This is a genomic window from Telluria sp. ZB4P36, assembly GCF_059685865.1.
In genome coordinates, this window is record NZ_JCASIE010000018.1 from 80,670 (window position 1) to 107,495 (window position 26,826).

A 26,826-nucleotide genomic window follows, 5' to 3' on the forward strand; every position below is an offset into this window, starting at 1 on the left:
TAAATTTACAAAACCTCCTTCCCATCTTCTGGATATATGTTCCAGATGATTTCTGGATAAGGACAGGATTATCTCGCCTTCTCGCTTTTCAATGGATTATTAACCCGCAGCGGATTGCCATGTCCAATTTGAGCGCCGATCTTTTCAGCCAGCTTTGCGTACGGATGGTGTCGATGAACCGGACCAGCAAAATCGCCCTGATGGTGGGGGTCGACCTGCTTGCATTGCCGGCATGCTTCCTGATCGCGATGATATTGCGGGGTGGCGATTTACAGCTTGCGAAGAATTTCGGGCCGGCTTCTTATGCCCTGGTAGCCATCGTCACGATCGCCGCATTTTCCATTTCCGATTTATACCGGGCCGTCATCCGCTTTATCGACCAGCGCTTATTGAGTTTTACCGGTGCCGCACTTGCATTTGCCATCCTGTGCGTCTATGTCATATTAATCATCATGAACGAGCCGCGTTTTCCACGCAGCGCGCTCGCCATTTACTGGTTCGTGGTTTTCTCGTATGTCGTCATTTCCCGCATCGGCTTGCGCAACCTGTTGCGCGCCTATTGCGGACGGCGTGCCGGCAGTTTCGACGCGGTCGCCGTCTACGGCGCCGGCGATGCCGGGGCGCGCCTGGTGCAGGCCATGCGGCACGGCGACGAATACCGCCCGCTCTGCTTCTTCGACGACAAGCGCGCCCTGAACGAGCGCACCATCGCCGGCCTGCGCGTGTTCAATACCACGCGCCTTTCCGAACTGGTCGCCTCCCAGGGCATCCGCACCATCGTGATCGCCCTGCCCTCGGTGTCGCCGGAGCGTCTGCGCGACATCATGCAGCGACTGGGCCAGGCCGGCGTGCCGGTCAAGATCCTGAGCCGCCTGGTCGACCTGGCCGACGACCGCCCGCCGGCGCGCGATTCGATCCGCGAACTCAAGTTCGAAGACCTGCTCGGACGCCCGCCGGTGCCGCCGCGGCTCGACCTGTTCGCCCGCTGCGTGCGCGGCAAGAGCGTGCTCGTCACCGGCGCCGGCGGCTCGATCGGCAGCGAGCTGTGCCGCCAAATCGTCACCCTCACCCCGGCGCAGCTGCACCTGATCGACCACTCCGAATACGCGCTCTACACAGTGCGCCAGGAACTGACCGCGCGCTTCCCCGGCCTGGCCATCCACGCCCACCTGGGCTCGGTTTGCAACAACGACCTGATCGACCGCGTCCTGCGCGACGGCAAAATCGACACGATCTACCACGCGGCCGCCTACAAGCACGTTCCCCTGGTCGAGGCCAACATCGTCGAGGGCCTGCGCAACAACGTGCTGGGCGCCCAGGTGGTGGCAAGCGCCGCCGCCCGCCTCCAGGTCGAGACCTGCGTGCTGATCTCGAGCGACAAGGCGGTACGCCCGACCAACATCATGGGCGCCAGCAAGCGCATCGCCGAGCTGATCTTCCAGGCGGCCGCGGTGCGCCACGGCGCCCACACGACCTTCTGCATGGTCCGCTTCGGCAACGTGCTCGGCTCGTCGGGCTCGGTGATTCCGCTGTTCCAGCGCCAGATCGCGCGCGGCGGTCCGATGACCATCACCCATCCTGAAGTGTCGCGCTATTTCATGCTGATCGCTGAAGCGGCCCAGCTGGTGATCCAGGCCGGCGCCATGGCCAAGGGCGGCGACGTGTTCGTGCTCGACATGGGCGAGCCGGTCAAGATCGTCGACCTCGCGCGCACCATGATCGCCATGTCCGGCCTGACCGAACGCACGCCGCAGAACCCGCGCGGCGACATCGAGATCCAGTTCGTCGGCCTGTTCCCCGGCGAGAAGCTGCACGAGGAATTGCTGACCGAAGGCACCGTCTTCCCGAGCGAGCACCCGCGCATCATGCGGATGAAGGAAAGCGCACTGCGTCCCAGCGTGCTGGAGACCTGCATCACCTGCCTGATGATGGCCTGCGAGACCCACGAGCGCGGCACCATCGAATCGATGGTCAAGGCCATCGTCGCCGAGTACGTGCCGACCTCGCCGCTGGCGCCGCCGCCCCTGGTGGCCGATACCCAGGGCCCGAGCCTGATCAAGAAATTCGTGCCGTTCCGGATCTAGATCCGCGCAGCGCGGTATTCAAACCCTTCACCACTGCCACTGACCGACGAGGAAACACATGCGCGACGAGAACACCTCCCCTCACCTGGAGCAGCTGCTGGACAAGCTGCAGGACCGCACCGCCGTGATCGGCATCGTCGGCCTGGGCTACGTCGGCCTGCCGCTGACCCTTTGCTATGCGGCGCAAGGCTTCAAGGTGCTCGGCATCGACATCGATACCGACAAGGTCGAGCGCTTGAACCGCGGGGAGAGCTACATCAAGCACATCGACGCCAAGGCAATCGGCTCGGCGCGCGAACTCGGCTTCGAAGCCACCGCCGACTTCACCCGCGCCGGCGAGGCGGACGCCCTGATCATCTGCGTGCCGACACCGCTGAACGCCTTCCGCGAGCCCGACCTGTCCTATGTGCTGGGCACCGTCAGCGCCCTGCTGCCCTACGTGCGCGAAGGCCAGGTGGTGTCGCTGGAAAGCACCACCTACCCCGGCACCACCGAAGAAGAACTGCGCCCGCGCCTGGAGTCGCGCGGCTTCACCGTGGGGCGCGACCTGTTCCTGGTATTCTCGCCCGAGCGCGAAGACCCGGGCAACCCGCACTTCCAGACCCGCACCATCCCCAAGGTGTGCGGCGGCAGCACGCCTGCCTGCCTCGAGGCCGGCCTGGCCCTGTACCGGGCGGCGGTGGACCGCGTGGTGCCGGTCAGCTCCACGCGCGCCGCCGAACTCACCAAGCTGCTCGAAAACATCCACCGCGCCGTCAACATCGGCCTGGTCAACGAGATGAAGATCATCGCCGACCGCATGGGCATCGACATCCACGAGGTGATCCGGGCGGCCGCCACCAAGCCCTTCGGTTTCACCCCCTACTACCCGGGCCCGGGCCTGGGCGGCCACTGCATCCCGATCGACCCCTTCTACCTCACCTGGAAGGCGCGCGAGTACGGCGTGCATACCCGCTTCATCGAGCTGGCCGGCGAGATCAACAGCGACATGCCGCACTGGGTGATCGGCAAGGTGGCCGATGCGCTCAACGAGCGCGGCCGGTCGATCATGGGCAGCCGCGTGCTGGTGCTCGGGATCGCCTACAAGAAAGATGTCGAGGACATGCGCGAATCGCCCTCGGTGGCCCTGATGGAGATCCTGCGCCGCAAGGGCGCCACCGTCGACTACTCCGACCCGCACGTGCCGGTCTTCCCGCGCATGCGCGAACACCGCTTCGAGCTGTCCAGCGTGCCGCTCACCCCGAACCTCATCGCGTCCTACGACGTGGTGCTGCTCGCCACCGCACACAGCGCCTTCGACTACGAACTGGTGCGGCAGTACGCCAACCTGATCGTCGACACCCGCGGCGTCTACACCGAACGCCTGCCGAATGTCGTGAAGGCCTGAGCCCGACCTACCGAATGACACCCGGAGAACAAGATGCGTTCCTACCCCCCTGCCATCATCGACCGCAAGATCCGCTTCGCCCTGGTCGGCTGCGGCCGCATTGCGAAGAACCACTTGAATGCCATCCGCGAACACCACGACCGCTGCGAACTGGTCGGTGTCTGCGACGTCGATCCGCGCGCACTCGACAGCGCTGCCTGCGCCACCGGGGCGCGCACCTGGCGCAGCCTGGAGCGCATGCTGGCCGAGTGCGAGGCCGACGCCTTCGTGCTGTGCACGCCGTCCGGGCTGCATCCGCACCAGGCGATCCAGGTGGCGCGCGCCGGGCGCCACGTCCTCACCGAAAAACCGATGGCCACGCGCTGGGAAGACGGCAAGGCCATGGTGGCGGCGGCCGACGCCGCCGGGGTGCACCTGTTCGTCGTCAAGCAGAACCGCCGCAACGCCACCCTGCAACTGCTCAAGAGCGCGGTCGACAAGAAGCGTTTCGGCCGCATCTACATGGTCAACCTGAACGTGTTCTGGACCCGCCCCGACGAGTACTACAACAGCGCCAAGTGGCGCGGCACCTGGGAATTCGACGGCGGCGCCTTCATGAACCAGGCCAGCCACTACGTCGACCTGATCGACTGGATCGTCGGCCCGGTGGAAAGCCTGCAGGCCTATACCGCCACCCTGGCGCGCGACATCGAGGTCGAGGATACCGGCGTCATCAGCCTGCGCTGGCGCAACGGCGCGCTGGGCTCCATGAACGTCACCATGCTGACCTACCCGCGCAACATGGAAGGCTCGATCACCATCCTGGGCGAGCACGGCACCGCGCGTATCGGCGGCGTCGCCGTCAACGAAGTGCAGCAGTGGGAATTCGCCAGGCCCGATCCGGACGACGAGCGCGTCAAGGACGCCAGCTACCAGACCGCCTCGGTCTACGGCTTCGGCCACCCGCTCTACTACGACAACGTGATCAAGGTGCTGCGCGGCGAGGCCGAGCCGGAAACCGACGGGCGCGAAGGCCTGAAATCGCTCGAGGTACTGGTTGCCGCCTACCGTTCGGCACGCGACGGCAAGCGCATCGCCCTGCCGCTGGAGTACTGACATGGCCATCGTCATCCACTCCAGCGCCATCGTCGACCACGGCGCCGCCCTCGGTGACGGCACCCGGGTCTGGCACTTCGCCCACGTCAGCGCCGGCGCCCGCATCGGCGAAGACTGCTCGCTGGGCCAGAACGTCTACGTCGGCAACGATGTCGTGCTCGGCAACCAGGTCAAGGTCCAGAACAATGTCTCGATCTATGACGCGGTCACGCTCGAAGACGAGGTGTTCTGCGGTCCGAGCATGGTGTTTACCAACGTCTACAACCCGCGCGCGGCGGTGACGCGCAAACACGAATACCGGCGCACCCTGGTGCGGCGCGGCGCCACCATCGGCGCCAACGCCACCATCGTGTGCGGCGTCACCGTCGGCGAGTACGCCTTCGTGGCCGCGGGCGCCGTCGTCAACCGCGACGTGCCGCCCTTTGCCCTGGTGGCCGGGGTGCCGGCACGCCAGATCGGCTGGATCGGCCGCTTTGGCGAACGCCTGGCGCTTCCTCTGCCGGGCGCTGCGAGCGAGGACAAGCTCGAGGGTGAGGCGCGCTGCCCCCACACCGGCGACCTGTACGTGCTGCACGACGGTGCCTGCCACCTCGAGCGCGCCGCTTCCCAACCCTGACGAGGACCCCATGGATTTCATCGACCTCAAGTCGCAATATCTCGCGTCCCGCGAGCTGATCAACGCCCGGATCCAGACGGTCCTCGACCACGGCCAGTACATCATGGGGCGCGAGGTGGCCGAGCTGGAAAACAGGCTGGCCGCCTTCACCGGCGCGCGCAACTGCATCACGGTCTCGTCCGGCACCGAGGCGCTGATCATCGCGCTGATGGCGCTCGGCGTGCAGCCCGGCGACGAAGTCATCACGACGCCCTTCTCCTTCATTGCGACCGCCGAAGCGATCGTGCTGCTGGGCGCCACGCCGGTGTTCGTCGACGTCGAGGCCGGCACCTGCAACATCGACCACCGCCTGGTCGAGGCGCGCATTACGCCGCGCACCCGCGCCATCATCCCGGTGTCGCTGTATGGGCAGCCGGCCGACATGGACGAGATCAACGCCATCGCCGAACGCCACGGCCTGGCCGTGATCGAAGATGCCGCCCAGAGCTTCGGCGCCACCTACCGCGGCCGCAAGAGCTGCAACCTGTCCACCATCGGCTGCACCAGCTTCTTTCCCAGCAAACCGCTCGGCTGCTATGGCGACGGCGGCGCCCTCTTCACCAGCGACGACGGCCTGGCCAGGGCCATGCGCGAGATCCGCGTGCACGGCCAGTCGCGCCGCTACGTGCACACACGCATCGGCGTGGGCGGACGCATGGATACCCTGCAATGCGCGGTCGTGCTGGCCAAGCTCGACCGCTTCGAATGGGAGATCGGGCAGCGCCAGCGCGCCGCGGCCTGCTACGACGACCTGCTCGGCAGCATGCCTGGCGACCTGGTCGAGCCGGTCGGCTGCCGGCCGGACCGCAGCAGCGTCTACGCCCAGTACACGGTGCGGGTTCCGCAGCGCGAACGGCTGCAGGAAGCCCTGCAGGCGGCCGGCATCCCGACCGCGGTCCACTATCCGGTGCCGATCGACCAGCAACCCGCCTACGCGCACTGGGCCATCCCCGGGGGCTGCCCGGTGGCCGCCAGCCTGGCCCACGAGGTGCTGAGCCTGCCGATGGGTCCCTTCCTCGACCGTCCAAGCGCGCACCGTGTGGTGCAGGCCCTCGGCCAGGCGCTCCGCGCGGCGGTCCAGCCGGGCAAAGCGGCATGAGCTTGGCGCCATGAGGCTGCGCTCGATGCCGGTGCCGCCGTTCTGGCGCAACGTGGCCACCGTGCTGGGCGGGGCCATCGGCGCCCAGGCCCTGCCGCTGCTGGCCGCACCGCTCCTGACCCGGATGTGCACCCCCGGCGAGCTGGGCGCCTACAGCGTCTGGCTCGGCATCGTCGCGGTCGCGGCAATCGGCGCTACCCTGCGCATGGAAGCGGCGATGATCCTCGACCACGAGCCGGAGCGGCAGCGCGCCTGCTTCCGTGTCGTGTTCTACAGCACCAGCGCCACCGCCCTGGCGCTGACCCTGCTGGCCGCCGCGGCGCGGCTGGCCGGCATCGATGCCGCTGCGCGCCTGCCCTGGACCGCCCTGCTGACCATCGGCGCCGCCACCTGGCTCACCGCCTGCATGCAGACCACGCTGGCCTTCGCCACCTCGCACAATGCCTTCGGCAAGGCGGCGCGCGCCAAGGTCACCACCGCCGCCATCATCGTCGCCACCCAACTGGCCTTGCTGCATGCGGGACTGGGCGGCGTCGGCCTGGTGCTCGGGCATCTGTTCGGGACAGCCGCCGGCTTCGCCACCGCACGCATGCTGCTGCTGCCGCCCAGCGCGCCGATCGGCTGGCGCCTCGACGCCGAACAGCGCGCCCACCTGCTGCGGCACCACAAATTCTGGCGCTACTCGCTGCCATCCAACCTGCTCAACGGCATGGTCAGCCAGCTGCCGCTGTTCCTGATCGGCATGCGCCATGGCGCGCTGGCCGCCGGCCTGTTCGCGCTGACCCAGCGCGTGCTGTCGGCGCCGGTCTCGCTGCTCGCCGCTTCCGTGCTGGAAGTGTTCAAGCGCGAATCCGTGCGCGAATTCGAGGAACTCGGCAACTGCGCCCGCGCCTATCGCCATACGTTCAAGGCCTTGATGGTGCTCGGCGCCGGCCCGGCCCTGCTCCTGCTGCTGTTCGCCCCGCAGCTGTTCGCCTGGGTATTCGGTGCCAACTGGTGCGCCTCCGGCGAGCTGGCCCAACTGATGGCGCCGCTGTTCCTGCTGAACTTCGTCGCCAGCCCGCTCAGCTACGTGTTCTTCGTCGCCGGGCGCCAGAAGGCCGACCTGTGGTGGCAGGTCGCGCTGTTCGCCATGACCTTCGCTGCCTTCCTGGCCCAGGGGAGCATGGCGCAGAACGTGCTGTGCTACGTGATCGGGTATTGCTGCCTCTACCTGGTCTACCTGCACATGTCCTGGCAGTGCTCGCGCAACGTGCCGGCGGCGGCATGAAGACGCTGCGCGAGGATGGACGCGAACTGCGCGGACGAGATCTGCGCGGATGGGAGCGGCGCGACCAGCTGGTCCTGATCGGCTGCTTCTTCGCGCTCTTCCCCGGCTTCTTCTTCTACCACACCCTGCTCGGCACCGGGATAACCGGAGCCTTCCTGGGTGGCTATTTCGCGCCGGTTGCGGTGCTGTTCGCCCTTCCGATGTGCATGATCTACTTGTCACGCATGCGGCGCGACCGGCGCCGGATGTCGATGGTCGACCTCCACTACGGCCTGTTCTTCGCCTACTTCCTGACCGTCGTCGTGGTCAACGGCGCTGCGGGCGCCAACCGCGTCATCGTAACCAATCACATGCTTGGCGTGCTGTTCATGGTGCTCGTCTTCATCCAGTTCAGCTTCATCGACTTCGAAAGCCGCCGCTTCCGGATCGTCGGGCTGCTCAGCCTGGCTGCCATGTCCTCGATCGCCTTCGCGAACTCGGTCGACGGCGTGTTCTACCTGGGCGCGCTGGGCATCGCCAAGGACGCCGACGCGCTCGCCACCTACCAGGGCTTTTCGCGCTCCTACCTGTTTACTTACCTGGCGGTGGTCTGCTTTACCCGTCGTCTGCCGCTGCGCCTGGTCCTGCATGCGCTGGGGGCGGCGACCCTGTTCGTCAACACGGCGCGCAGCGAGTTCGCGGCCCTGATGTTCGCGATTCCGCTGGTCGAGTTCTACTATTCGCGCCACAAGCTCTACTTCCTGCTGGCCGCGGTCATGCTGGCGGCGCTGCTGGCCATGTACTTCGACCAGATCCTGGCGTCCCTGCCCTCCAACCGCATCCTCGAGCTGCTCGACCTGTCGCATTCGACCTCGGCCAACAAGCGCCAGCAACTGACCGTGCATGCCTGGCAGACCGTGGCCGCGCATCCGCTGTTCGGCGACTATGCCAGCTACAAACCGGGCTACTACTCGCACAACGTGCTGTCGGCCTGGGTCGACCTCGGCCTGTTCGGGATGGCCTACCTGGCGGCGCTGGCGATCGTGCCGATCGCGCCGATGTTCTTCCACGAGTATTTCGCCGCCCGCGCACGCGGCCTGTTCATGTGCGCTTTCGCCTTTGCCTGCGTCACCGTCCTGCTGCTGCTGACGTCCCACTATTTCACCGACATGCTGCTCAGCGCCACCCTCGGCGCCTGTGCGCGTTACTCCTACGAGAGGAAACATGGCCCGCATCGCGCACCTGAGCTCGGCACATCCGCGCTTCGATACACGGATCTTCGTGAAGCAGTGCCGCAGCCTCGCCAGCCACGGGCATGAGCTCGCCCTCGTGGTGGCGGACGGTCTCGGCGCAGCGTGCCGCGACGGCATCCGGATCCTCGACGTCGGCCGCCCGTCAGGCCGGCGTGAACGCATGCTGCGCACGACCTGGCGGGTCGGGCGCGCGGCCCTGGCGCTCGATGCCGACGCCTACCACCTGCACGACCCGGAGCTGATCCCGGTCGGGCTCCGGCTCGCCTGTGGCGGCCGCAAGGTGGTGTTCGACGCCCACGAAGACGTGCCTTCCCAGCTGCTGGACAAGCCCTACCTGTCGCCGCGCAGCGCGCGCCTGCTGGCGCGCGCCTTCGTACAGCTCGAGCGCGCCGCCTTGCGCCGCTTCGACGGCGTCCTGGCGGCCACGCCGCTGATCCGCGACCGGCTGTCCGCCCACAATCCCCTCACCGTGGACGTCAACAACTATCCGCGCGCAGAGGAATTCGCGGCGGCGGCGACGCCGGTGTCCACGGAAGCACGCGACAGTTTCTGCTACGTGGGCGGCATCTCGGCGATCCGCGGAGTGCGCGAACTGGTGCAGGCATGTGCGCTGCTGCGCACGCCGGCGCGGCTGGCGCTGGCCGGCAGCTTCGCCGAGGCCGAACTGGATGCGGAAGTCCGGTGCCTTCCAGGCTGGCGCCGCGTCGATGCGCTCGGCCACCTCGACCGCGCGGGCGTGGCCGGCGTGATGGCGCGCGCGTTCGCGGGCCTGGTCACGCTGCACCCGACCGCCAGCTACCGCGAAGCCCTGCCGGTCAAGATGTTCGAGTACATGGCTGCGGGCATCCCCGTGATCGCGTCCGACTTTCCACTCTGGCGCGACATCGTCGAAGGCAGCCGTTGCGGCCTGTGCGTCGACCCGCGCGACCCGGCCGCGATCGCCGCCGCCATCGACCGCTTGGCCAGCCATCCGCTGCAGGCGCGCGCGATGGGCGCCAATGGCCGCCGTGCCGTCCTCGAACGCTTTAATTGGGAAAACGAAGCCGATAAATTAATTGCGTTTTATGCCGATCTGCTGGCGCCCACGGCGCATCGCAAAAAGCTTGTCGGCAAACCCGGTTTGCCCGCGCATTCAATCCGTTCGACTGATTGATTTCGAGGCCCGGGATTTACGTTAGTTCAATAAGAACCGCAGCCATCGGCCGTATTGTTTAGTTATCAAAGAAATATGAGACCAAGTATGTTCTTGCAACATTACAATACGTTTCTCGAGGTAATTAAATTGCCCCGAGCCCGGCTTAATTTCTCGCAACAAATCGATCCGGTCGATATCAAGGCGACCTATCGCGCCTACACGAAACCACATCCCCGGTTCAAGATCATCCGGCACAAGACCCTCGGTGCTGCCCTGATCGACCTGTCGGAATATCCGACACGCGACGCCTACCTCGACCACATCAAGGGCAAGAACCATGGCGGCTACCACGCCAAACGGGCACGCAGCCGGGGTTATGTCGTGCGCGAAATCGACCGGAACGCCTATGTCGAAGATATCCACGAAATCAATACCAGCCTCGATGTCCGCCAGGGCCGGAAAATGGACGAGAAATACCTGGCGAAGCAAGAGAGTTTCGACGACCAAAAACATTTCCGCTATTGGGGAGTCTTAAATCCGCAAGGCAAGCTCGTTGCGTATGCAACGCTGGGCATTTACGGAAATTTCGCCGCGTTTTCTCAAATGATGGGAATTCGCAATAACGACGGCATCATGCATCTGCTGCTGAGCGAGGCGGTTTGCCAGCTGATCGATGCCGGCGACGTCCGCTACATCATGTACGACACCTTTTTCGGTGCCCAGCCGGGCCTCCGGCATTTCAAGACCATCCTGGGTTTCCGTCCCTATCGCGCCAGCTACAGCCTGCAATGAACGCCATGCTCAACCGTGTGTATGCCGATTACCTGATGCCGAGCCGGCTAGGCGAATACGAGGCCCTGGTGCGCGAAGTCGCCGCGGCCGGCTATGCCCAGCTGTCGGTGCGCGAGTTTTTCCGCCAGGTCCATGGCGCGGGCAGCCCGACCGGGCGCAGCTTCGTGCACCGGCACGACATCGACAGCGACCTGCGCACCGCCAAGAAAATGTTCGCCATCGAGTCGCGCCATGGTGTACACGCAAGCTATTACTTCCGCCTGTGCACCCTCGACTACGGCTTCATGCGCGACATCGAAGCCGCCGGCAGCGAAGCCAGCTACCACTACGAAGAAGTGGCCGATTTCGCCAAGCGCCACCGGCTGCGCTGCGCCGAGGCCGTGCGCCAGCGCTTTCCCGAAATCCGCGAACTGTTTGCCCGCAACGTCGGCCAGATCGTCGGGCGCCTGGGCTTGCCGATCACGACGGTTGCAAGCCACGGCGACTTCGCCAACCGCCGCCTGAAAGTCATCAACCACGAGCTGCTGCGCGACGAGGCCCTGCGCAAGCGCTGCGGAATCGAATGCGAATCCTACGACGCCGAACTGCTGCGCTGCTTCGACGTCTACATCAGCGACCGCAAGCACCCGGTCTACTACTACCCGGTGTCGCCCTTCGAGGCGCTGGGAAAGTACCAGCACATCTGCCTGCTCACCCATCCGGTGCAGTGGGAAACCAACTGGGTCGAAAGCACGCGCTTCAACGTGCGCCGCCTGGTCGAAGAAGTCGCATGGCGCGCCTGAGGCAGACCGGCGCGCACAAGACAGGGACGACGCGAACACGCCCATGAACATCCTCCTGATCAACCATTATGCCGGCTCGGTCCACCACGGCATGGAATACCGGCCCTACTACCTGGCGCGTGAATGGGTGCGGCACGGGCACCGGGTAAGGATCGTGGCTGCCAGCCATGCCCACGTGCGTGCCCGTGCGCCCGAGATGGCGGGACGCAAGCGGCACGACGAGACTATCGACGGCATCGACTACACCTGGTTCGCCACGCCGCCCTACCGCGGCAACGGCCTGGCCAGGGTGCGCAACATGGCGGCTTTCGTGCTGCGCCTGTGGCGCGAAGCGCGCACGCTGGCGCGCGAGGTCGCGCCGCAGGTCGTCATCGCCTCCAGCACCTACCCGCTCGACATCTGGCCGGCGCACCGGATCGCCGGCCTGGCCGGGGCCCGCCTGCTGCACGAGGTGCACGACCTGTGGCCGCTGTCGCCGATCGAACTGGGCGGCTTCTCGCGCCACCATCCCTTCATCCGCCTGCTGCAGTCGGCCGAAGACTACGCCTGTCGCCACGCCGACAGCATCGTGTCGATCCTGCCCAAGGTGCGCGAACACCTCGAGGCGCGCGGCATGGCGCCGCACAAGCTGCACCTGATCCCGAACGGGACCGATCCGGGCGAATGGCTGGCGCCGCCGCCGGCGCTGCCGGAGGCGCTCGGCGCCCTGCTCGCCGGCCTGCGCGCCCAGGCACGCACGGTGGTCGGCTATGCCGGCAGCCACGGCCTGGCCAACGCGCTCGACACCCTGCTCGACGCGGCCGCGCTCATGCACGACCAGCCGCTGGCCTTCGTGCTGGTGGGCGACGGTCCCGAGAAAGCGCGGCTCGAGCGGCGCGCCCGCGACCTGGGGCTCGCGCACATGCATTTCGCGCCACCCATCCCGAAAACGCAGATCCCGGCCCTGATGGCGCAACTCGACATCGCTTACCTCGGCTGGCAGCGCCAGCCGCTGTACCGCTTCGGCATCGCGCCGAACAAGCTGATCGATTACATGATGGGAGGCTGCCCCGTGCTGCACGCGGTGGAAGCCGGCAACGACCCGGTGCGCGAGGCCGCTTGCGGCCTGACCGTGACACCCGAAGACCCGACGGCCGTTGCCCGCGGGCTGGCCGCACTGCTGGCCATGTCCGGGAGCGAACGGCGCGCGCTGGGCGAGCGCGGGCGCGCCTATGCGCTGGCAAAGCTCACCTATCCCGTCCTCGGACAACGTTTCCTGACCACTTTCGCACACGAGGTTTCCCATGGCTGAACAGGCACTAACCGCAGCAAAGTCGAGCGCTGACCCGATTGACGACATCCCACCGCGCTTCCTGCCCTTCGCGCTGCCGGACATCGGCGACGAGGAGATCCGTGCCGTGTCGGCCTGCCTGCGGTCGGGCTGGGTCACCACCGGGCCGGTTACGCGCAGTTTTGAACAGGAGTTCCGCGCCTACCTGGGCGGCGACGTGGAAGCAATCTCGGTCAATTCCGCCACCGCCGGCCTGCACCTGGCGCTGGAAAGCGTCGGCATCGGTCCGGGCGACGAAGTCATCGTCCCCACCATGACCTTCACCGCCACCGCCGAAGTCGTGCGCTACCTCGGCGCCCGGCCGGTATTCGTCGACGTCGACCCGGTCACCCTGAACGTCTCGCCCGCCGCCATTGCCGCCGCGATCACCCCGCGCACCCGGGCCGTGATGCCGGTGCACTACGCCGGCCTGGCCTGCGACATGGACGCCATCCTGGCGCTGGCCGCGCGCCACGGCCTGCGCGTCATCGACGACGCGGCGCACGCCTTCCCTACCCGGCTGGACGGCAAACTGGTGGGCACGCTCGGCAGCGACATCACCGTCTTCAGCTTCTATGCGAACAAGACCATGACCACCGGCGAAGGCGGCATGGTCGTCACCCGCGACGCCGAACTGGCCGCGCGCATGCGCACCATGCGCCTGCACGGCATCAGCCGGGACGCGTTCGACCGCTATACCTCGCGCGTGCCATCCTGGTTCTACGAGGTGGTCGCGGCCGGCTTCAAGTACAACCTGACCGACATCGCGTCCGCCATCGGCATCGAGCAACTGCGCAAGATCGACCGCTTCCAGCAACGCCGCACCTGGCTCGCCCAGCGCTACGACGAGGCCCTGGCCGAATTGCCCCTGCAATTGCCGGTCCATCCCGAACTGGGCAGTACCCATGCCTGGCACCTGTACGTGGTCCGCCTGCAGGAAGGCGCCGGCATCGGCCGCGACGAACTGATCGGCGAGCTCGCCGAACGCGGCATCGGCACCAGCGTGCACTTCATTCCGCTGCACCGCCAGCCCTACTGGCGCGACAGCTACGGGCTGGATCCGGATGCCTTCCCGGTCGCCGAAGCCAGCTTCGAGGCCATGCTCACGCTGCCGCTGTACACCCGGATGCTCGATTCCGACCAGGACCGCGTGATCGCGGCGCTGCACGAGCTGCTGTCATGAGCAAGCGTGCCTTCGACCTGCTCGGCGCCGCCGCGGGCCTGCTCGTGCTGGCGCCCGTGCTGCTGCTGATCGCTCTCTGGATCAGGCTCGATTCGCGCGGCCCGGTGTTGTACCGCCAGCAACGCGTCGGACGCGGCGGCCGCCTGTTCACAATCTATAAATTCCGCACCATGCAGCAGCGCAAGGTAGATGGGCCCCAGCTGACCGTCGGCGCCGACCCGCGCGTCACCCGTGCCGGCCGCTTCCTGCGCCACTACAAGCTCGACGAGTTGCCCCAGCTCTGGAACGTCCTTCAAGGCAGCATGAGCCTGGTCGGGCCGCGCCCCGAGGTACCGCGCTACGTCGACTGCTATCCGCCCGAACAGCGGCGCCTGGTGCTGTCGGTCGCGCCCGGCATCACCGACTGGGCGGCGATCCGCTACAAGGACGAGAACGCGATCCTGGCGCGCGCCGCGGATCCGGAGCGGGCCTATGTCGACGCCGTACTGCCGGTCAAGCTGGACTATTACGTGCGCTATGTGAAGGAACGCAGTTTCTGGGGCGATGTACGCATCCTGGCGCACACGCTGCTTGCCGTCGTGCGCTGAACGGCGAACCGCGATGCAGCTGCTGCACCTCGGCGACCTCGAGCTGACCCTGCCGCTGGCCGCGGCGGCCGGCGCCTGGCTGCTGGCCGCCCGTGCCCGGCGTGCTGCGATTGCCTGGGCCCTGTTCTACCTCGGGGCCATGGCCCTGGTCGGCGGCAGCAAGGTCGCCTACCTGGGCTGGGGCCTCGATATCGCCATGCTCGATTTCAAGGCCTTCAGCGGTCATGCCGCCGGTGTGACGGCGGTGTACCCGGTGCTGGGCTACCTGCTGTGCCGCCCGGCCGGACGCGGGCTCGCGCTGACCGCTGCGGGCGCCGGGCTCGGGCTGGGACTGGCGATGGCCGTCGTGCTGGTGGGACAAGACGAACATGCGGTCGCGGAAGCGGCGACCGGCTGGCTGCTCGGCGCCTGCGCCAGCGTCGGCACCCTGTATCAAGCGGAGCATCAAGCCGAACATCAAGCCGGGGGCCGGTTGGGGCCGCACAGCGTCGCGGCCGGCCTGGCCCCGGCGGTTTGCGCAGTAGCGGTTTTCCTCGCATCGGCCTCGCTGATGCAGTCTGCGCATGTCGGTTACTGGATGATCCGGCTCGCGCTGGCGCTGTCCGGCAATACGCAACCCTATTCCTGGGACACATGCGGCTAGCAGTTTTCTACCAATGGAGAGACACATGATTTCCTTCCCCTCGATGCATTGGCAAGCACGAGCCCCGCTGGGCGAGAACGCGGTGCAGTCGCTGTCGATCTCCGCGCTGCGCGGCCTGGCCGCCCTGCAGGTCGCGGCTTCGCACCTGCGTGCCGAGATCTACCCTGGTCTGCGCACGCTTGAAGACCCGAGCCCCGCCTACCTTGGACTGGCCTTCTTCACCGGTTTCGCGCACCAGGCGGTGGTCGTGTTCTTCCTCATCAGCGGCTGGCTGGTGGGCGGCAGCCTGATGAACCGTTTCGGCAAGCCGCGAGCCTTGGCCCACTATGCGATCGACCGTTTCACCCGGCTCTGGACCGTCCTGCTTCCCACCCTGCTGCTGACCCTGGCCGTCAGCCTGGTGATTGGCGCCGCCGCGCCCGGAGCGATGGACTTCGACCCGGCCAACGAGTTCTCGGCGACCTCGTTTGCCGGCAACCTGCTCGGCCTGCAGACGGTCACCGTGCCTGACTTCGGCGGGAATTATCCGCTGTGGAGCCTAGCGCACGAAACCTGGTACTACATCCAGTTCCCCCTGCTGCTGTTGGTGATCGCCGGTGGCGGTGTGCTGCGCCGGGTTGCCGCCGGCGCAGCCCTGGTCCTGCTGCTGTCGACGCTGCGCGACATGATCTCGCTGTATTTCGCGATCTGGCTGCTCGGCGCCGCGTTCTCGCGTATTCGCATCGATTGCGGCCAGGTCTGCCGCGGCTTGCTGCTGCTGCTGACCCTGGCGCTGTTCGTGTATTACCGGCTGCGCGGGACCAACGACGACCTGGTGCCAGGGTCCTTCGTGCAGGACATCATCTGCAGCATCCCCTTCCTGTTCCTGCTTGCCTCGCTCCAGCAGGCAGTCGACACGGCCGCGCCGGCCTATGTCCGGACCAACCGGGTGGCGGTGTTCTTCTCGGAGTTTTCGTTCTCGCTCTACGTGCTCCACATCCCGGTCATCGACCTGATGCGCTACCTGGGAGGGCAATACCTCGGCCGTGACCGCCTCAACCCGAACGTGGCAACGGATTTCCTGTGGTATTTCCTGGTACTCGGCACAGTCGTGCTGGCGGCCTACGTGTTCTACCTGCTGTTCGAGCGACATACCGTGCGGATCCGCAAGGCCATGAAGAACTGGCTGCTGACGCCGCGTACCAAGCCGGTCCGGGCCGCGCTGTCGCCGGACTGAAGCGGCATCATGCGGGCGGTCGTTGCGGACGGTCGCTCCCATCATATGGGCGGCGTAGAATTTCGGGCCTTCAACTCGTCAAAGGACACTACCGCACCGTCATCCATCGTCCAACGCAGGTTCCCGACCGGCATCCCAACGCGCTGGCTGGCATAGATCACTGTACCGATCCCGCGGTAGTGTCCAGTCGGCGTTGACTCGATGACGAGAGTGAAGTTCGGATCGTTCTCCAGCGCTGACCTGAGTGCGTCGGCAACCTCATCCATTCCAACGAGCTTGCGCCCGCCGAGCAAAATAGTTTCGTCGTCCACGACGATAGCCGTGATTTCATTGTTCATCGTATCGTCGCGTAAGGTGAGATGAGGTCCGCACTTGGCCGGACTTGGCCGTTGGGCTCAGCATAACATCGGGGCGGTGTGAAAAAGTAGCAGACTGTCACGAAGCAGGAGCCGACCCGACACGGACCTTCTCAACCAGTCAGTGATGCTTGGGAAGGCTTGTGCCTTCGCTTTATCGCCTGTGTCATGGGACGCAGACCATGTAGACGGTAACAAGTGTTTTGGGTGCGAATCTGCGTCGCGGTCTGCTCGGATACCGGCGCGAATACCTATCAAGCCACATAAGCCAGCTGCGGCCCGCCCCCATACTGCGAGCGGTAGTCTCCCAGCCGCAGCGCCATGTCGTTGAACAGAACCCCGCGCGGCGAGATCCCGGCATGGTTCAGGCGCTTGATCGACTCGTTGATCTGCCCTTCGGTGGTCACCGCGGAGCGGGTCACCAGGAACACGGCGCCCGCATGGGCTCCGATGATGAGGGCGTCGGCCACCGCCAGCAGCGGAGGCGGATCGATCAGCACCAGATCGTATTGCGGGCTGACCGTCTCCAGCAGCGTGCCGAAGTTGAGGTGCAGGAGGAACTCGGCCCGGTTGGTCGGCAATTCTCCGGTCGGGATGAAGTCGAGCCGGTCCAGCACGTTGCGGTGGATGACTTCGTCCACGCTGGCGCCGCCGACGATCGCGCGCGACAATCCCTTGCCCCGCTCCAGGCCAAAGTAACGGTGCAGGTGGCCGTTGCGCATGTCGGCGTCGATCAGCAGCACGCGCTTGCCGCTGGCAGCCATCACGGCGGCGAAATTCGCGGCGATGAAGGACTTGCCGAGGTCGCGGGTGGGGCCGGCCATCATGACCACGTTATTCTTGAAGTGCGGCATCGAGAACTGCAGGGCCGCGCGGAAGCTGCGCAGGCTCTCGACGGCGGGGTCTTCCGGCAGGATTTGGGCCAGCAGCGGCAGCACGCCGTCGGGCTTGGACTTGCGCATCAGCTTGTCCTGGTTGCCGCTGTGGGGGATCGACGCGTACACGACCCGCGCGCGCAGCATGCGTTCGATCTTTTGCGGGTCGTCGATCCCGCCGCGCATGGCCTTGCGGGTGAAGGCGATCAGGGTGCCCAGGAACAGCCCGGTCACGACTGCCATCGCGACGATCAGCGGCCGGTTCGGCTTGATCGGCTTTTCCGGCGCGATCGGGGCGTCCACCAGGCGTACGTTGCTGACTCGTCCGACCGAGATCAGGCGCAGTTGCTGGGCGGTGTTCGACAGCGCCGTGTAGAGGTCGGTGTTGACCTTGATGTCGCGCGTCAGGCGCGCTTCGTCCTGTTCCATGACCGGCAGGGTCCGGATGCGGCCGGCGATGGCTTCGATCTCGGCATCGACTTCCTTGCGCTGGCGGTTGATCGCCACCACCACCGGGTGGTCTTCGGTGAAGCGTGCCAGCAGTTCGGTCTTCTTCTGGATCAGTTCCATGCGCCGCGTGCGGGCCGCCGCCGCCTGCGTCAGGCTCATGCGCGCTTCCTCGCGCAGGTCGACGGTGCCATGGGCATTGCGGAACTGGTTGTAGCGGTCTTCGGACTGCTCCAGCTGGCGCTTGAGGATGGGCAGCTGCTGGTTCAGGAAGGCCAGCGACTTCTCGGCTTCCTCGGTCTTGCGGGCCAGGTTCTGGCGCATGTACTCGCGTCCGATCTCGCTCAGCAGGTTGTTGATGCGCGCCGAGCTCTCGCCCTGCAGCTTGACCTCGATGACGCCCGACTGCTTGCCCTGCTCGGTGATCACCATCGAACTCTGGATGGCCTGGATGGTCCCCAGGCGCGACTTGCGCTTGATGCGGAAGCGCGCGCCGGGATTCGCATGCAGGCGGTCCACCTTGATCTCGAGCAGGCCGTCGGGGAGCGGCACCCGGTAGCGCTGGCCCACGGTGCCGTCGAAGGCCAGGCGCTGCCCGCCGCCGGAAAAACGGTAACGGTTGCCGGCGCGCGCGGTCAGCACGAACTCGCGGTTGAGCCAGGACTCGGGCACCTCGAACACCGAGACGTCGGCCTTCTCGCCGCCCCACACGTAGCCGCCATAGCCGAACAGGCCGGGGTTGGACAAGTTGCCCGCGTTCTGGGTGGCGAACCAGAAGCCGGCCACGGGGAAGTACTTCGGCTGGACTTCGATGTAGAGCTGGAGGTTGTCGACCGCACGCGACACCACCATGCGCGAACGCAGCAGCTCCATCTCGGCGATGGCCGCCTTCTTGGTCTCGAACAGGGACGAAGCCTCGCTCAGGATGTTCTTGGACGCGTTCGGACTTTCCTCTTCGACGTGGATCATGAGGTTGGCCTCGTACACCGGCTTGGCGACCAGCGCATACAGCACCGCCACCACCGTGATGAAGGCCGTGATGCTGCCGATCAGCCAGCGGCTGTCGTACAGCGTGTTGAAATAGCCCTTCAGGTCGACGGTCGGTTCTTCCGGCAAGGGCTCGGGCGGCCGCGGGTCGAAGGGCACCGACAGCACGGGCGGGCTGTGGGAAATGTGGGTCAGCGGATGGGCGTCGGCAGGATTGCTCATGGTAGCGGACCTCGCTCGGTAACGGTGCTCGGAATCGGGTGCTCGGAATCGGGTGCCCGGAGACCGGTGCTCAGGGCCGGGTCGTGACGCCGACCGCGGACGTCAACGCTCCCGGGAACAGCAGGCTCAGGTGGCGGTTCCAGTTGGCCAGCGGCGACGCGGCGACGTAGACCACGTCCTTCGGCCGCAGCTCGAAGGATTCGGCCATCGCCAGGGCGCCGCTCACGCGCGCGTCGAGCTGGAACACGCGGGTGCGCTCGGGCGTCTTGCGCACCACATAGATCTGGCGCGCGTCGCCGCTCAGCGGGCTGACACCGCCGCTTTCGCCGAGCGCCTCGTTCAGGGTGAGGCGGCCGTTGTGCATGGTGAGGGCCTTCGGCGTGACCACCTCGCCTGAGACGAAGACCTTGCTTTCGTCGCGCGAGTGGACGCGCACCACGTCGCCGTGTTTCAGCAGCACGGTGCCCGGGTTGACGCCCTTCTGCACCAGGTCGCGCAGGTTGATCATGTAGCGGCGCGAACCGCGTTCGACCATGATGCGGCTCTGGTCCGCGCCGGCCAGCATGCCGCCGGCGCGGTTCAGCGCTTCGACCAGGGTCATGGGAATATCGTTGATCGGCTGCAGGCCGGGCGCCTTGACTTCGCCGTCGATGTAGACCCGCTTGCTGCGGTAGGACTGGACGCGCAGGGTCAGGCTCGGTTGGGCGATGTAGCGCGCCAGCTTTTTGGTCAGCAGCGCCCTGGCCTGCTCTTCGGTCTGCCCCTCGAGGTGCAGCAGTCCGATCAGGGGAAACTGGATGCGGCCCATATGGTCGACCGCGAAGCCCGGCGGGACCACGTTGGGCGCTGCGGTGCCGCTGTCGGTGGCGGCGGTGGCGGCGGTCATGCCGCCGCCGGCAAGCTCGGGGTGGTCCCACACGACGATCGACAGGATGTCGCCCTGGCCGATGGTGTACGGCGCCGGATCGGGCACGATCAGCGGCGACAGGTCTTGCCGGGACTGCTCGGCCAGCGCGCGCCGCTCACTGTCGATCAGCTTCTCTGTGATCAGTTCCGTCGGCGGCGCATCGCCCCCGCCGCCATCCTTCCCGCCGCCGGCGAAACCGATGCCGGTGCTACAGCCCGGCAGGACGAGGGAAAGGACACATGCCAGCACGAGCAGCCGGCAACCCGATATTGCAACTGAACAAATCGCAGCCATGATTGTTGCCTGTCAAAAATAGACGTCTTACTTGAACGGTTCAGTTCAGCGTACGGCGTCCATCAGGCTTGGCTTTGTAGTTGATCAAACTGCGGCTGCGGCGCGGTTCAGCGTATTTCCTCGAGTAACTTCAGGCCGTCGGCAAAACGCCAGATGCGGCGGATTTCGATGATGTCGAAGCGCGCGGCGACGTTCGGCGGGAAGGCGGAGTAGCGGGCGTTGAGGCGGACGAAGCGGCGGACCGCATCGTCCATGTCGGCCCGGCCGCTCGAGCGCACGATGGTGACCTCGTCGACGCTGCCGTCGCTGCGCAGCGACAGGCTGACCAGGGGATCGATCCTGACCTCGCTCCTTGCAAACTGGGCGCCGCCGAGGACCGCCGTGCGTTCCAGTTTCTGGCGCACGCTGTCGACGTAGAGGCGCAGCGGCACGTCGCGCTCGGCGCCGTCGGCGAGCGCGCGGCGCGCTCCGGCGGCGTCGCCGAAAGGCCGCGCCGGGGGCGGCGCCACGTTCGGGATCGTGATGCCGCGCAGCAGTTCGCGCGCCCGGCTGGCCGTGGCACTGCCCGGGCCGCCGCCTGCAGAGCGGTCTCCCGCGCCGTCGCCGGGTGCACTTCCATGACCGTCACCACCAGACCCGGGTATGCCGTTGCCGGCCATGGCCGGCCCCGCAGCAGCCTGCAGCCGCTCGGCGGCGGCACGCCGCCCCGCTTCTTCGGCACGTTCGTGCGCCAATCGTTCCGATTCCAGGCGCTCCTCGGCCAGGCGGCGCGCCTCCGCCTGGGCCTGGGCCTGGCGGCGTGCGATTTCCTCGGACGCAAGGCGTTCTGCTGCCAGCCGTTCGGCCGCGGTGCGCTCGGCCGCACGCTGCTGCTCGGCTTCGGCGCGCTGGCGCACTTCCAGCTGCTGGCGGGCGATGCGTGCCCCCTCGGCCGCCTGCTGTTCGGCCGCCAGACGCTCAGCGGCCAGCTGCGTCGCCTGACGCTGCTCGGCAGCGCGCTGCTCCGCTTGCTCGCGCTCGACCTGCTGCTGCTGCGCAAGCTGGCGTGCCGCCAATTCCTGTTCGGCGAATTTCTGCTCCGCCTGCTGCCGTTCCAGCCGCTGCCGCTCTTCCGCCTGCAAGGCGGCTTCGCGCTGGGCCAGCGCTTCGCGTTCGCGCCGGGTCACGAGTTCCTGCTCTTCGCGCAGCAGGCGCGCGGTGTCCGCCTCGCGGCGCTGGCGTGCTTCGGCCGCGGCGATCCGGTCCGCTTCTTCCTGGCGCTGGCGCTCGGCCTCGCTGGCCTGCTCGTCCTCGCGCGCCGCGACGGCCACCTCCTCGGCTGCGGGCTGGGCATCGGCGTCGCTGCTGACGGTACTCGGCACGCTGTCGGGTTCGATTTCGGCCGGGGGTGGCGCCACGGCGAAGGGCGCATCGGGCTGCGCCAGCGATGCGATCACCGGCGCCGCCAGCGGGGCGCGGCGCTTCGGCTTCTGGCGCCGCACCGGCCGGGCGGCAGGCTTGGGCTGCAGCGCTTGCGCCAGCTCGACCCGCTGGGGACGCGGGTCGACCAGGCGCAAGCCCCTTGCGGGCGCGGCCGACGGCGCCGGCACGGGCGGCAGCGGCGGCAGCGCAGATGCGGGAAGGTCCACGGGAGCCGGCAAAGGTGGAGGCGCCGGCGGGGCCAGCCTGACCTGGATCGGCCCGCCCGAGCCGGCATCGAAGCCGGGAACCCCGAACTGCAGCGACAGCAGCAAGCAATGCAGCAGAGCCGATACCGCAATGCCGGTGACGAGCCGCCGGTCGCGCTGGGCCAGGGAATCGTTCGGGCTGGGATCGTGCGCTCGGGGCATGCCGTGGCTTGGAAGCAATTATTGTCAGGCTAGCATCATAGCGTTTACTCGGCAGTATGGCGAGTGCGCACGATTGAGCAGATCCGACACCCGGCCCGGCCGGCTAAGGCGGTACCCGGCCGAAGGAATAGGTTTCGCCGTGGCCGAGGTAGACCACGTCCTTCTCCAGCCCCGCCGCCTTCACTTCGCGGGCAAAGTCCTCGAGCGGCGACTTGAACACGTCATAATCGTTGTAGTGGATCGGCACGGTCTTCTTCGGCCGCACCACCTGCATCATGCGCACGCCGTCCTTGCCGTCCATCGTGACCTTGACCACGCCGAGGATGCGGGTGCCGCCCAGGTGCAGCAGCGCCAGGTCGATGTTCGGGAAACGCTGCGGAATCGCGCGGATGTCGTCGTAGACCAGGGTATCGCCGCTGATGTACATGCGGTAGTCGGGTGCGGCCGGGTCGGCGCCGAAATCCAGCACCGAACCCATCACCTTGGGCAGCAGCACCGCCACGCCCGCCGGCCCGTGGCGGCCCGGAGTCGCGGTCACGCGCAGGCGCGCGGCGCCCTTGCTCACCTCGAGCCGGTCCCAACTGCTCAGTCCGAACGTATGCGTGAAGCCGTGGCGCTTGAGCCGCTCGCCGCCTTCCTTGGTGGTGACGATCGGGGTGGAACGCTTGAGCCGCTCCTGCACCAGCTGGTCGAAATGGTCGCCATGGAAGTGCGACAGCACGACCAGGTCGACCGGCGGCAAGTCCTCGAATCGGATGGCCGGGTTGGTCTTGCGTTCCGAGGTCAGGCCATAGCCGAGGTGCACGTGCTCGCCCTTATGCAGGAAATTCGGATCGGTCAGGATCGTGAAGCCCTGGAAGCGGATGATGACCGTAGCCGTGCCGATGAACTGCACCGTGCCGGTATCGGCGGCCTGCGCCGGAGCAGTGTCCGCCGCCAGCTGCAGCGTGAAGGTTTCGCCCTGGGCCGGCGTGGCGGTCGCGTCGGCGCGGGCAACGCAAACCGTGGCGCACAGCGCTGCAAACAGGATCGGCGTTGGAACGCAAACACGAATACAACGCTGGAACAGTCGTGCGAACGACATGGTCGACCTCCGGAAACGCGCAGCCCGGGACGGCCTGCGCTGCCGGAACGTTAACACGGCAGCGTAGCGGACGGCGTTCGCTTGCTTATGCGATTCTCAAGGGCGGCTAGAGTTTGGCGACCAGCCCGGCCAGGTGTAGACGCGCCTTCTGCCATTCGGTATCGGCCAGCGCCGCGGCGCATTGCGCGCAGGGCGCGAAAGGATTGCAGTCGTGGTCGAGCGCGACGTAGTTCGTGCCGGTCACGGTCTTGCCCTGGTAGCTGTCGACGCGCTTTCCGGCCCCTGCCGTGGTCGCCGGGGAGGCGCTATCGCCGCCCTGCCCGGCCCACTTCGCGAAGGCATCAGTGGCGACGCCGTCCGGGACATACCAGCGGCGTTTGGTGGGATTCCAGCGGGCGCCGAGCGCTTTCGCTTCATCCTTCTCGGCATAGGGAACAGTCAGGAAAAGCATGGGGGTCCGAAAGTAATGGTCGGGAACGGCGATACGGCACCGGGACCGTGATCTTACTGCAAGGGGCCGCCATCGTGAAAGTGCCGCGACAGCCATGTGCGTGCGCGCGTGATCGGGGATGGCCTGCCCAGCTGGGTTCGAACCAGCGACCCTCAGCTTAGAGGAGCGATGCTCGTTCACCAAAATCCTTATTTAAATCATATGCTTGCTTAGCGATCGCTGCGCTATAGAAATTGGTTTCGTCGCTTTGCAAGTGCTTGATTTGCTTGACTTCACTTTAGTTGAATAGCGCAGATTTAAGGCGATTTACGTTGCTGGCCTATCTGAGCCGGAGGCGGAGAGATCGCCTGAGGTAGGGACCAGTAGTGACTCTTCCCAAGCACGTTGGACTATCCAGCGTTGGCCATAAGCGGAAGGCCACATGTCAGTTATTGAGTATGGCGCTGCCTTGCTGATTCGAGCGCCACGCAACTTTTTTAGAGGAGGCATATTGCAGCTACAAGCCTCCTCTGGATTCGCCCTAGGTAGTCGAGCTAGCGGATGTGCGCCCCCCCAGCGCCTACCTATACTGGCCAAAATTCCGATGGCAAATAGAGCGATGGAGGTCGGCTCCGGAAGGTCTACCCCTGCCAACGACAACAGTTCTAAGTCAGACTGCGATGCGAAAACCCGCTCCGCTAAAGGATCTGTACCATTTGTTACCCAACCATCCGAATTTGTCGGAATAAGATTTAGGATTGAAATCGGGGAAGCAAAACTTGCTGTGACAAAAAACGATGCTGATTCGCCTTCTTTTACCCAGAGACTCTTGTTTGCAGTGGGGAAAAATGCACCGTCACTGTCGCCTACTGGATCGCCAGTGTTAGATGTCAAGTTTAAAGTGAAAGGAACCTGGTCCGTAATAGTTCCCGGAAGGAGGCGCCTTCCCTTCTCAACTGTACAGGACAGGAAGGGCGCACACGCTATTGGATCATTGATTACCTCCAATATAGACTCCCAAAAATAGAGATTTATATTGAGCGAACCATTCAGCGTCGTGGGACCACCCGTACAAACCTGATTTTGATAGGTAATAAGCCCGAGCAATAGATGCGCTCCGTTTCCGACTCTACGAAATTTTGATTGCTCCCAACCGGAAAAAGTTACGCTCGCACATCCAGCGAAGTTCCCCGTAGCAACGCTGCCAGACGTATCGTAATAATCAGCGTCGGACGGTATTGGTCCGGCGTGAGCAGGAATTTCCAAAAGCAAACTACCCAATACGAGAAGCCCGAGAAATAATTTTTTCATTACCGCCTCCGAATTTGATTAAATTGAGGACTGAGCTGCTTTCCCTATACGGATTCACCTTCCGCATGCGACGTACAGCAATATCCATACCAACTTATACAAGTCAAAGACTTAGGCGGCTTGATTCGCCAGATGTAAATCCTGCCGACAAATGAGGTACTTCCTTAAAGCCAAGGGGCATTATTTGCAGAAACGTTGCCAAACCCGGATTAAAGAATTAAGTAAATGCTTTGGGAAAACAGATTTCATTACCACAAAAGTTAGTAAGTATTTTGTGGTCTTCCTTAATCCATTTCGTTTTGAAAACTTGGCAGCGTTCCATCGCATCGTACCAGTCAATTCGGCTGGTTGTACGGCGAGGGTACTGGCACACGAGGTTGCGAAAGTAGGCTTGCCACTCGAGCTCGCTTCCCCTCAATTGCTTCAACACCTATGCACCGCTTACCTGGACGGCCCACTCCTGCGCCCACTCAGCTCCATCCGCCCCGCGCTCCAGGCCTTTGAACAGCATTCGGCTGGAGCCAAGGGTCGGCAACTTGACGTCGCACAGGACCGGCAGGATCGGCTGCATAGTTGAGTCGTTACGGTCGGACAGCTTCAACTCGTAGATTCCACCCACGCAAACGAGCGACAGAATGCCACTTGTGCTTGCATCGGCCTGGATATCCCTGTCGTGCTTTCGCCTGCCGCGCTCACGCATCTTTTTACGGTACTGTACATTTGTACAGTATATTAACCTAAACTAGGGGCTCCTGTGTCGAAGAACTTTACATTCTGACATCGGCATGTTTAAGTGGCTAACGTAAATTAATGATTCAAAAGAATATTTCTCACAGGCGTACATCTTGCTTCACTGAACGCTTTCAGTGGAGCCCGTTATGAGCAAAAAAGCTGCCCTATTGTTCAGCCTAGCCCTGTGCAACCTGACAGCCAGCGCTGCCCCCATCAAAATTGTATTCGAGGCTGTAGTAAATTTTAATCATCATCTGTTGGTCGGAAACGAAAATTTATATAAGAACACTCTGATAACTGGAAGTATGATTGTTGACGTCAATGCGGCGCCGACCATATCGAGAACATTTGAAAACACCGAACACTTTCTGGTAGAAGCTGGCTGGGGCAAAGCACCGGTAATCCTTAGTACTCAGTTTTCTGCGGCCTTCGGAAACTTCTCTGTGAACTACGATCCACCGACAAGGACGTTCAGCAATATAGTCCACGAAAGATCGACCGGTGCACAAAATGGTTACCGTAAATCCTACTACGTTGGTAGTGGTGGTCAGTCATTAGATAGTCTCGGAAATGGTCACCAGATCGCGCAGAATTTCATAATGCTTCTGGATGGATCCGACTTCTCTGCGCCTGAATTCGGAATAGGCGGCTACGGTACTATCTTCAACAACTTCTATGACCTTTCCGAGGTAGTCGATCTTGGTAAGGTGCGCTGGTAATCCTCCCACAAAAAGAGCACGATCAGAAGTAGAATTTTCTACTTAATACACAGAAAGCTCTACATGAAGACGTCCCGCTTTACCGACAGCCAGATCATCGCCATCCTCAAGCAGGCCGAAGCCGGCAGCCCAGTACCAGAGCTGTGCCGCGAGCACGGCATCAG

24 protein-coding genes are annotated in these 26,826 nt (G+C 64.9%); 17 read left to right on the forward strand and 7 right to left on the reverse strand.

Features of this window, described 5'->3' with window-relative positions:
• Positions 1-173 precede the first annotated feature (173 nt).
• The 15 genes from AC56LK_RS20195 (at position 174) to AC56LK_RS20265 (ending at position 16,469) form a co-directional block, all read left to right on the forward strand.
• Positions 174-2,084, forward strand: coding sequence for a polysaccharide biosynthesis protein (locus tag AC56LK_RS20195; protein ID WP_497186264.1), 1,911 nt, complete (start codon positions 174-176; stop codon positions 2,082-2,084).
• Between the two features lie 58 nt (positions 2,085-2,142).
• Positions 2,143-3,471, forward strand: a complete 1,329-nt coding sequence (locus tag AC56LK_RS20200; protein WP_497186265.1) for a nucleotide sugar dehydrogenase — start codon at positions 2,143-2,145, stop codon at positions 3,469-3,471.
• Between the two features lie 33 nt (positions 3,472-3,504).
• Positions 3,505-4,566 (forward strand): Gfo/Idh/MocA family protein, encoded by a 1,062-nt coding sequence (locus AC56LK_RS20205; RefSeq protein ID WP_497186266.1) that lies wholly within the window; start codon positions 3,505-3,507, stop codon positions 4,564-4,566.
• A 1-nt stretch (position 4,567) separates the two neighbouring features.
• Positions 4,568-5,182 (forward strand): acyltransferase, encoded by a 615-nt coding sequence (locus AC56LK_RS20210; RefSeq protein WP_497186267.1) that lies wholly within the window; start codon positions 4,568-4,570, stop codon positions 5,180-5,182.
• A 10-nt stretch (positions 5,183-5,192) separates the two neighbouring features.
• Positions 5,193-6,320: a DegT/DnrJ/EryC1/StrS family aminotransferase gene (locus AC56LK_RS20215; RefSeq protein WP_497186268.1), complete on the forward strand. Its 1,128-nt coding sequence runs from the start codon at positions 5,193-5,195 to the stop codon at positions 6,318-6,320.
• A 10-nt stretch (positions 6,321-6,330) separates the two neighbouring features.
• Positions 6,331-7,590 (forward strand): lipopolysaccharide biosynthesis protein, encoded by a 1,260-nt coding sequence (locus AC56LK_RS20220; RefSeq protein ID WP_497186269.1) that lies wholly within the window; start codon positions 6,331-6,333, stop codon positions 7,588-7,590.
• Positions 7,587-8,888 (forward strand): O-antigen ligase family protein, encoded by a 1,302-nt coding sequence (locus AC56LK_RS20225; RefSeq protein ID WP_497186270.1) that lies wholly within the window; start codon positions 7,587-7,589, stop codon positions 8,886-8,888. Before AC56LK_RS20220 ends, AC56LK_RS20225 begins: the two co-directional genes overlap by 4 nt.
• The gene (locus tag AC56LK_RS20230) at positions 8,794-9,975 is read left to right on the forward strand and encodes a glycosyltransferase (protein WP_497186271.1); all 1,182 of its coding nucleotides are present in this window, start codon (positions 8,794-8,796) and stop codon (positions 9,973-9,975) included. Before AC56LK_RS20225 ends, AC56LK_RS20230 begins: the two co-directional genes overlap by 95 nt.
• Before the next feature lie 87 nt (positions 9,976-10,062).
• A complete protein-coding gene (locus AC56LK_RS20235) occupies positions 10,063-10,749 on the forward strand; it encodes a hypothetical protein (protein ID WP_497186272.1) in 687 nt (228 codons plus the stop codon).
• Complete coding sequence (locus AC56LK_RS20240) at positions 10,746-11,531, forward strand: hypothetical protein (RefSeq protein ID WP_497186273.1); 786 nt, start codon at positions 10,746-10,748, stop codon at positions 11,529-11,531. Before AC56LK_RS20235 ends, AC56LK_RS20240 begins: the two co-directional genes overlap by 4 nt.
• 43 nt (positions 11,532-11,574) lie before the next feature.
• A complete protein-coding gene (locus AC56LK_RS20245) occupies positions 11,575-12,822 on the forward strand; it encodes a glycosyltransferase family 4 protein (RefSeq protein WP_497186274.1) in 1,248 nt (415 codons plus the stop codon).
• Entirely contained in the window at positions 12,815-14,023 is a 1,209-nt protein-coding gene (locus AC56LK_RS20250) for a DegT/DnrJ/EryC1/StrS family aminotransferase (protein WP_497186275.1), read from the forward strand. The genes AC56LK_RS20245 and AC56LK_RS20250 overlap by 8 nt, the downstream gene beginning before the upstream one ends.
• Positions 14,020-14,610 carry a sugar transferase gene (locus AC56LK_RS20255; RefSeq protein WP_497186276.1) on the forward strand — a complete coding sequence of 197 codons (591 nt, stop codon included), beginning with the start codon at positions 14,020-14,022 and terminating at the stop codon, positions 14,608-14,610. Before AC56LK_RS20250 ends, AC56LK_RS20255 begins: the two co-directional genes overlap by 4 nt.
• 13 nt (positions 14,611-14,623) lie before the next feature.
• Positions 14,624-15,253 carry a hypothetical protein gene (locus AC56LK_RS20260; protein ID WP_497186277.1) on the forward strand — a complete coding sequence of 210 codons (630 nt, stop codon included), beginning with the start codon at positions 14,624-14,626 and terminating at the stop codon, positions 15,251-15,253.
• Between the two features lie 25 nt (positions 15,254-15,278).
• Positions 15,279-16,469: an acyltransferase family protein gene (locus AC56LK_RS20265; protein WP_497186278.1), complete on the forward strand. Its 1,191-nt coding sequence runs from the start codon at positions 15,279-15,281 to the stop codon at positions 16,467-16,469.
• A 41-nt stretch (positions 16,470-16,510) separates the two neighbouring features.
• Here AC56LK_RS20265 and AC56LK_RS20270 read toward each other — a convergent pair whose 3' ends face one another.
• From AC56LK_RS20270 to AC56LK_RS20300, 7 genes are all read right to left on the reverse strand, one after another.
• Positions 16,511-16,807 (reverse strand): hypothetical protein, encoded by a 297-nt coding sequence (locus tag AC56LK_RS20270; protein WP_497186279.1) that lies wholly within the window; start codon positions 16,805-16,807, stop codon positions 16,511-16,513.
• Between the two features lie 272 nt (positions 16,808-17,079).
• Positions 17,080-19,356, reverse strand: coding sequence for a polysaccharide biosynthesis tyrosine autokinase (locus tag AC56LK_RS20275; RefSeq protein WP_497186280.1), 2,277 nt, complete (start codon positions 19,354-19,356; stop codon positions 17,080-17,082).
• 70 nt (positions 19,357-19,426) lie between these two features.
• Positions 19,427-20,512, reverse strand: a complete 1,086-nt coding sequence (locus AC56LK_RS20280) for a polysaccharide biosynthesis/export family protein (RefSeq protein ID WP_497186281.1) — start codon at positions 20,510-20,512, stop codon at positions 19,427-19,429.
• A 152-nt stretch (positions 20,513-20,664) separates the two neighbouring features.
• Positions 20,665-22,386 carry an energy transducer TonB gene (locus tag AC56LK_RS20285; protein WP_497186282.1) on the reverse strand — a complete coding sequence of 574 codons (1,722 nt, stop codon included), beginning with the start codon at positions 22,384-22,386 and terminating at the stop codon, positions 20,665-20,667.
• A 103-nt stretch (positions 22,387-22,489) separates the two neighbouring features.
• Entirely contained in the window at positions 22,490-23,470 is a 981-nt protein-coding gene (locus AC56LK_RS20290) for an MBL fold metallo-hydrolase (RefSeq protein WP_497186283.1), read from the reverse strand.
• A gap of 106 nt (positions 23,471-23,576) precedes the next feature.
• The gene (locus AC56LK_RS20295; RefSeq protein WP_497186284.1) at positions 23,577-23,921 is read right to left on the reverse strand and encodes a DUF5710 domain-containing protein; all 345 of its coding nucleotides are present in this window, start codon (positions 23,919-23,921) and stop codon (positions 23,577-23,579) included.
• 306 nt (positions 23,922-24,227) lie between these two features.
• Positions 24,228-25,211 (reverse strand): PEP-CTERM sorting domain-containing protein, encoded by a 984-nt coding sequence (locus AC56LK_RS20300; RefSeq protein ID WP_497186285.1) that lies wholly within the window; start codon positions 25,209-25,211, stop codon positions 24,228-24,230.
• 878 nt (positions 25,212-26,089) lie between these two features.
• On the opposite strand from AC56LK_RS20300, the gene AC56LK_RS20305 reads away from it, so the two are divergent.
• On the forward strand, positions 26,090-26,662 hold the full coding sequence (locus AC56LK_RS20305) for a hypothetical protein (RefSeq protein ID WP_497186286.1): 573 nt from the start codon (positions 26,090-26,092) through the stop codon (positions 26,660-26,662).
• Between the two features lie 63 nt (positions 26,663-26,725).
• On the forward strand, positions 26,726-26,826 hold a 101-nt coding region (locus tag AC56LK_RS20310; RefSeq protein WP_497184478.1), incomplete at its 3' end, for a transposase.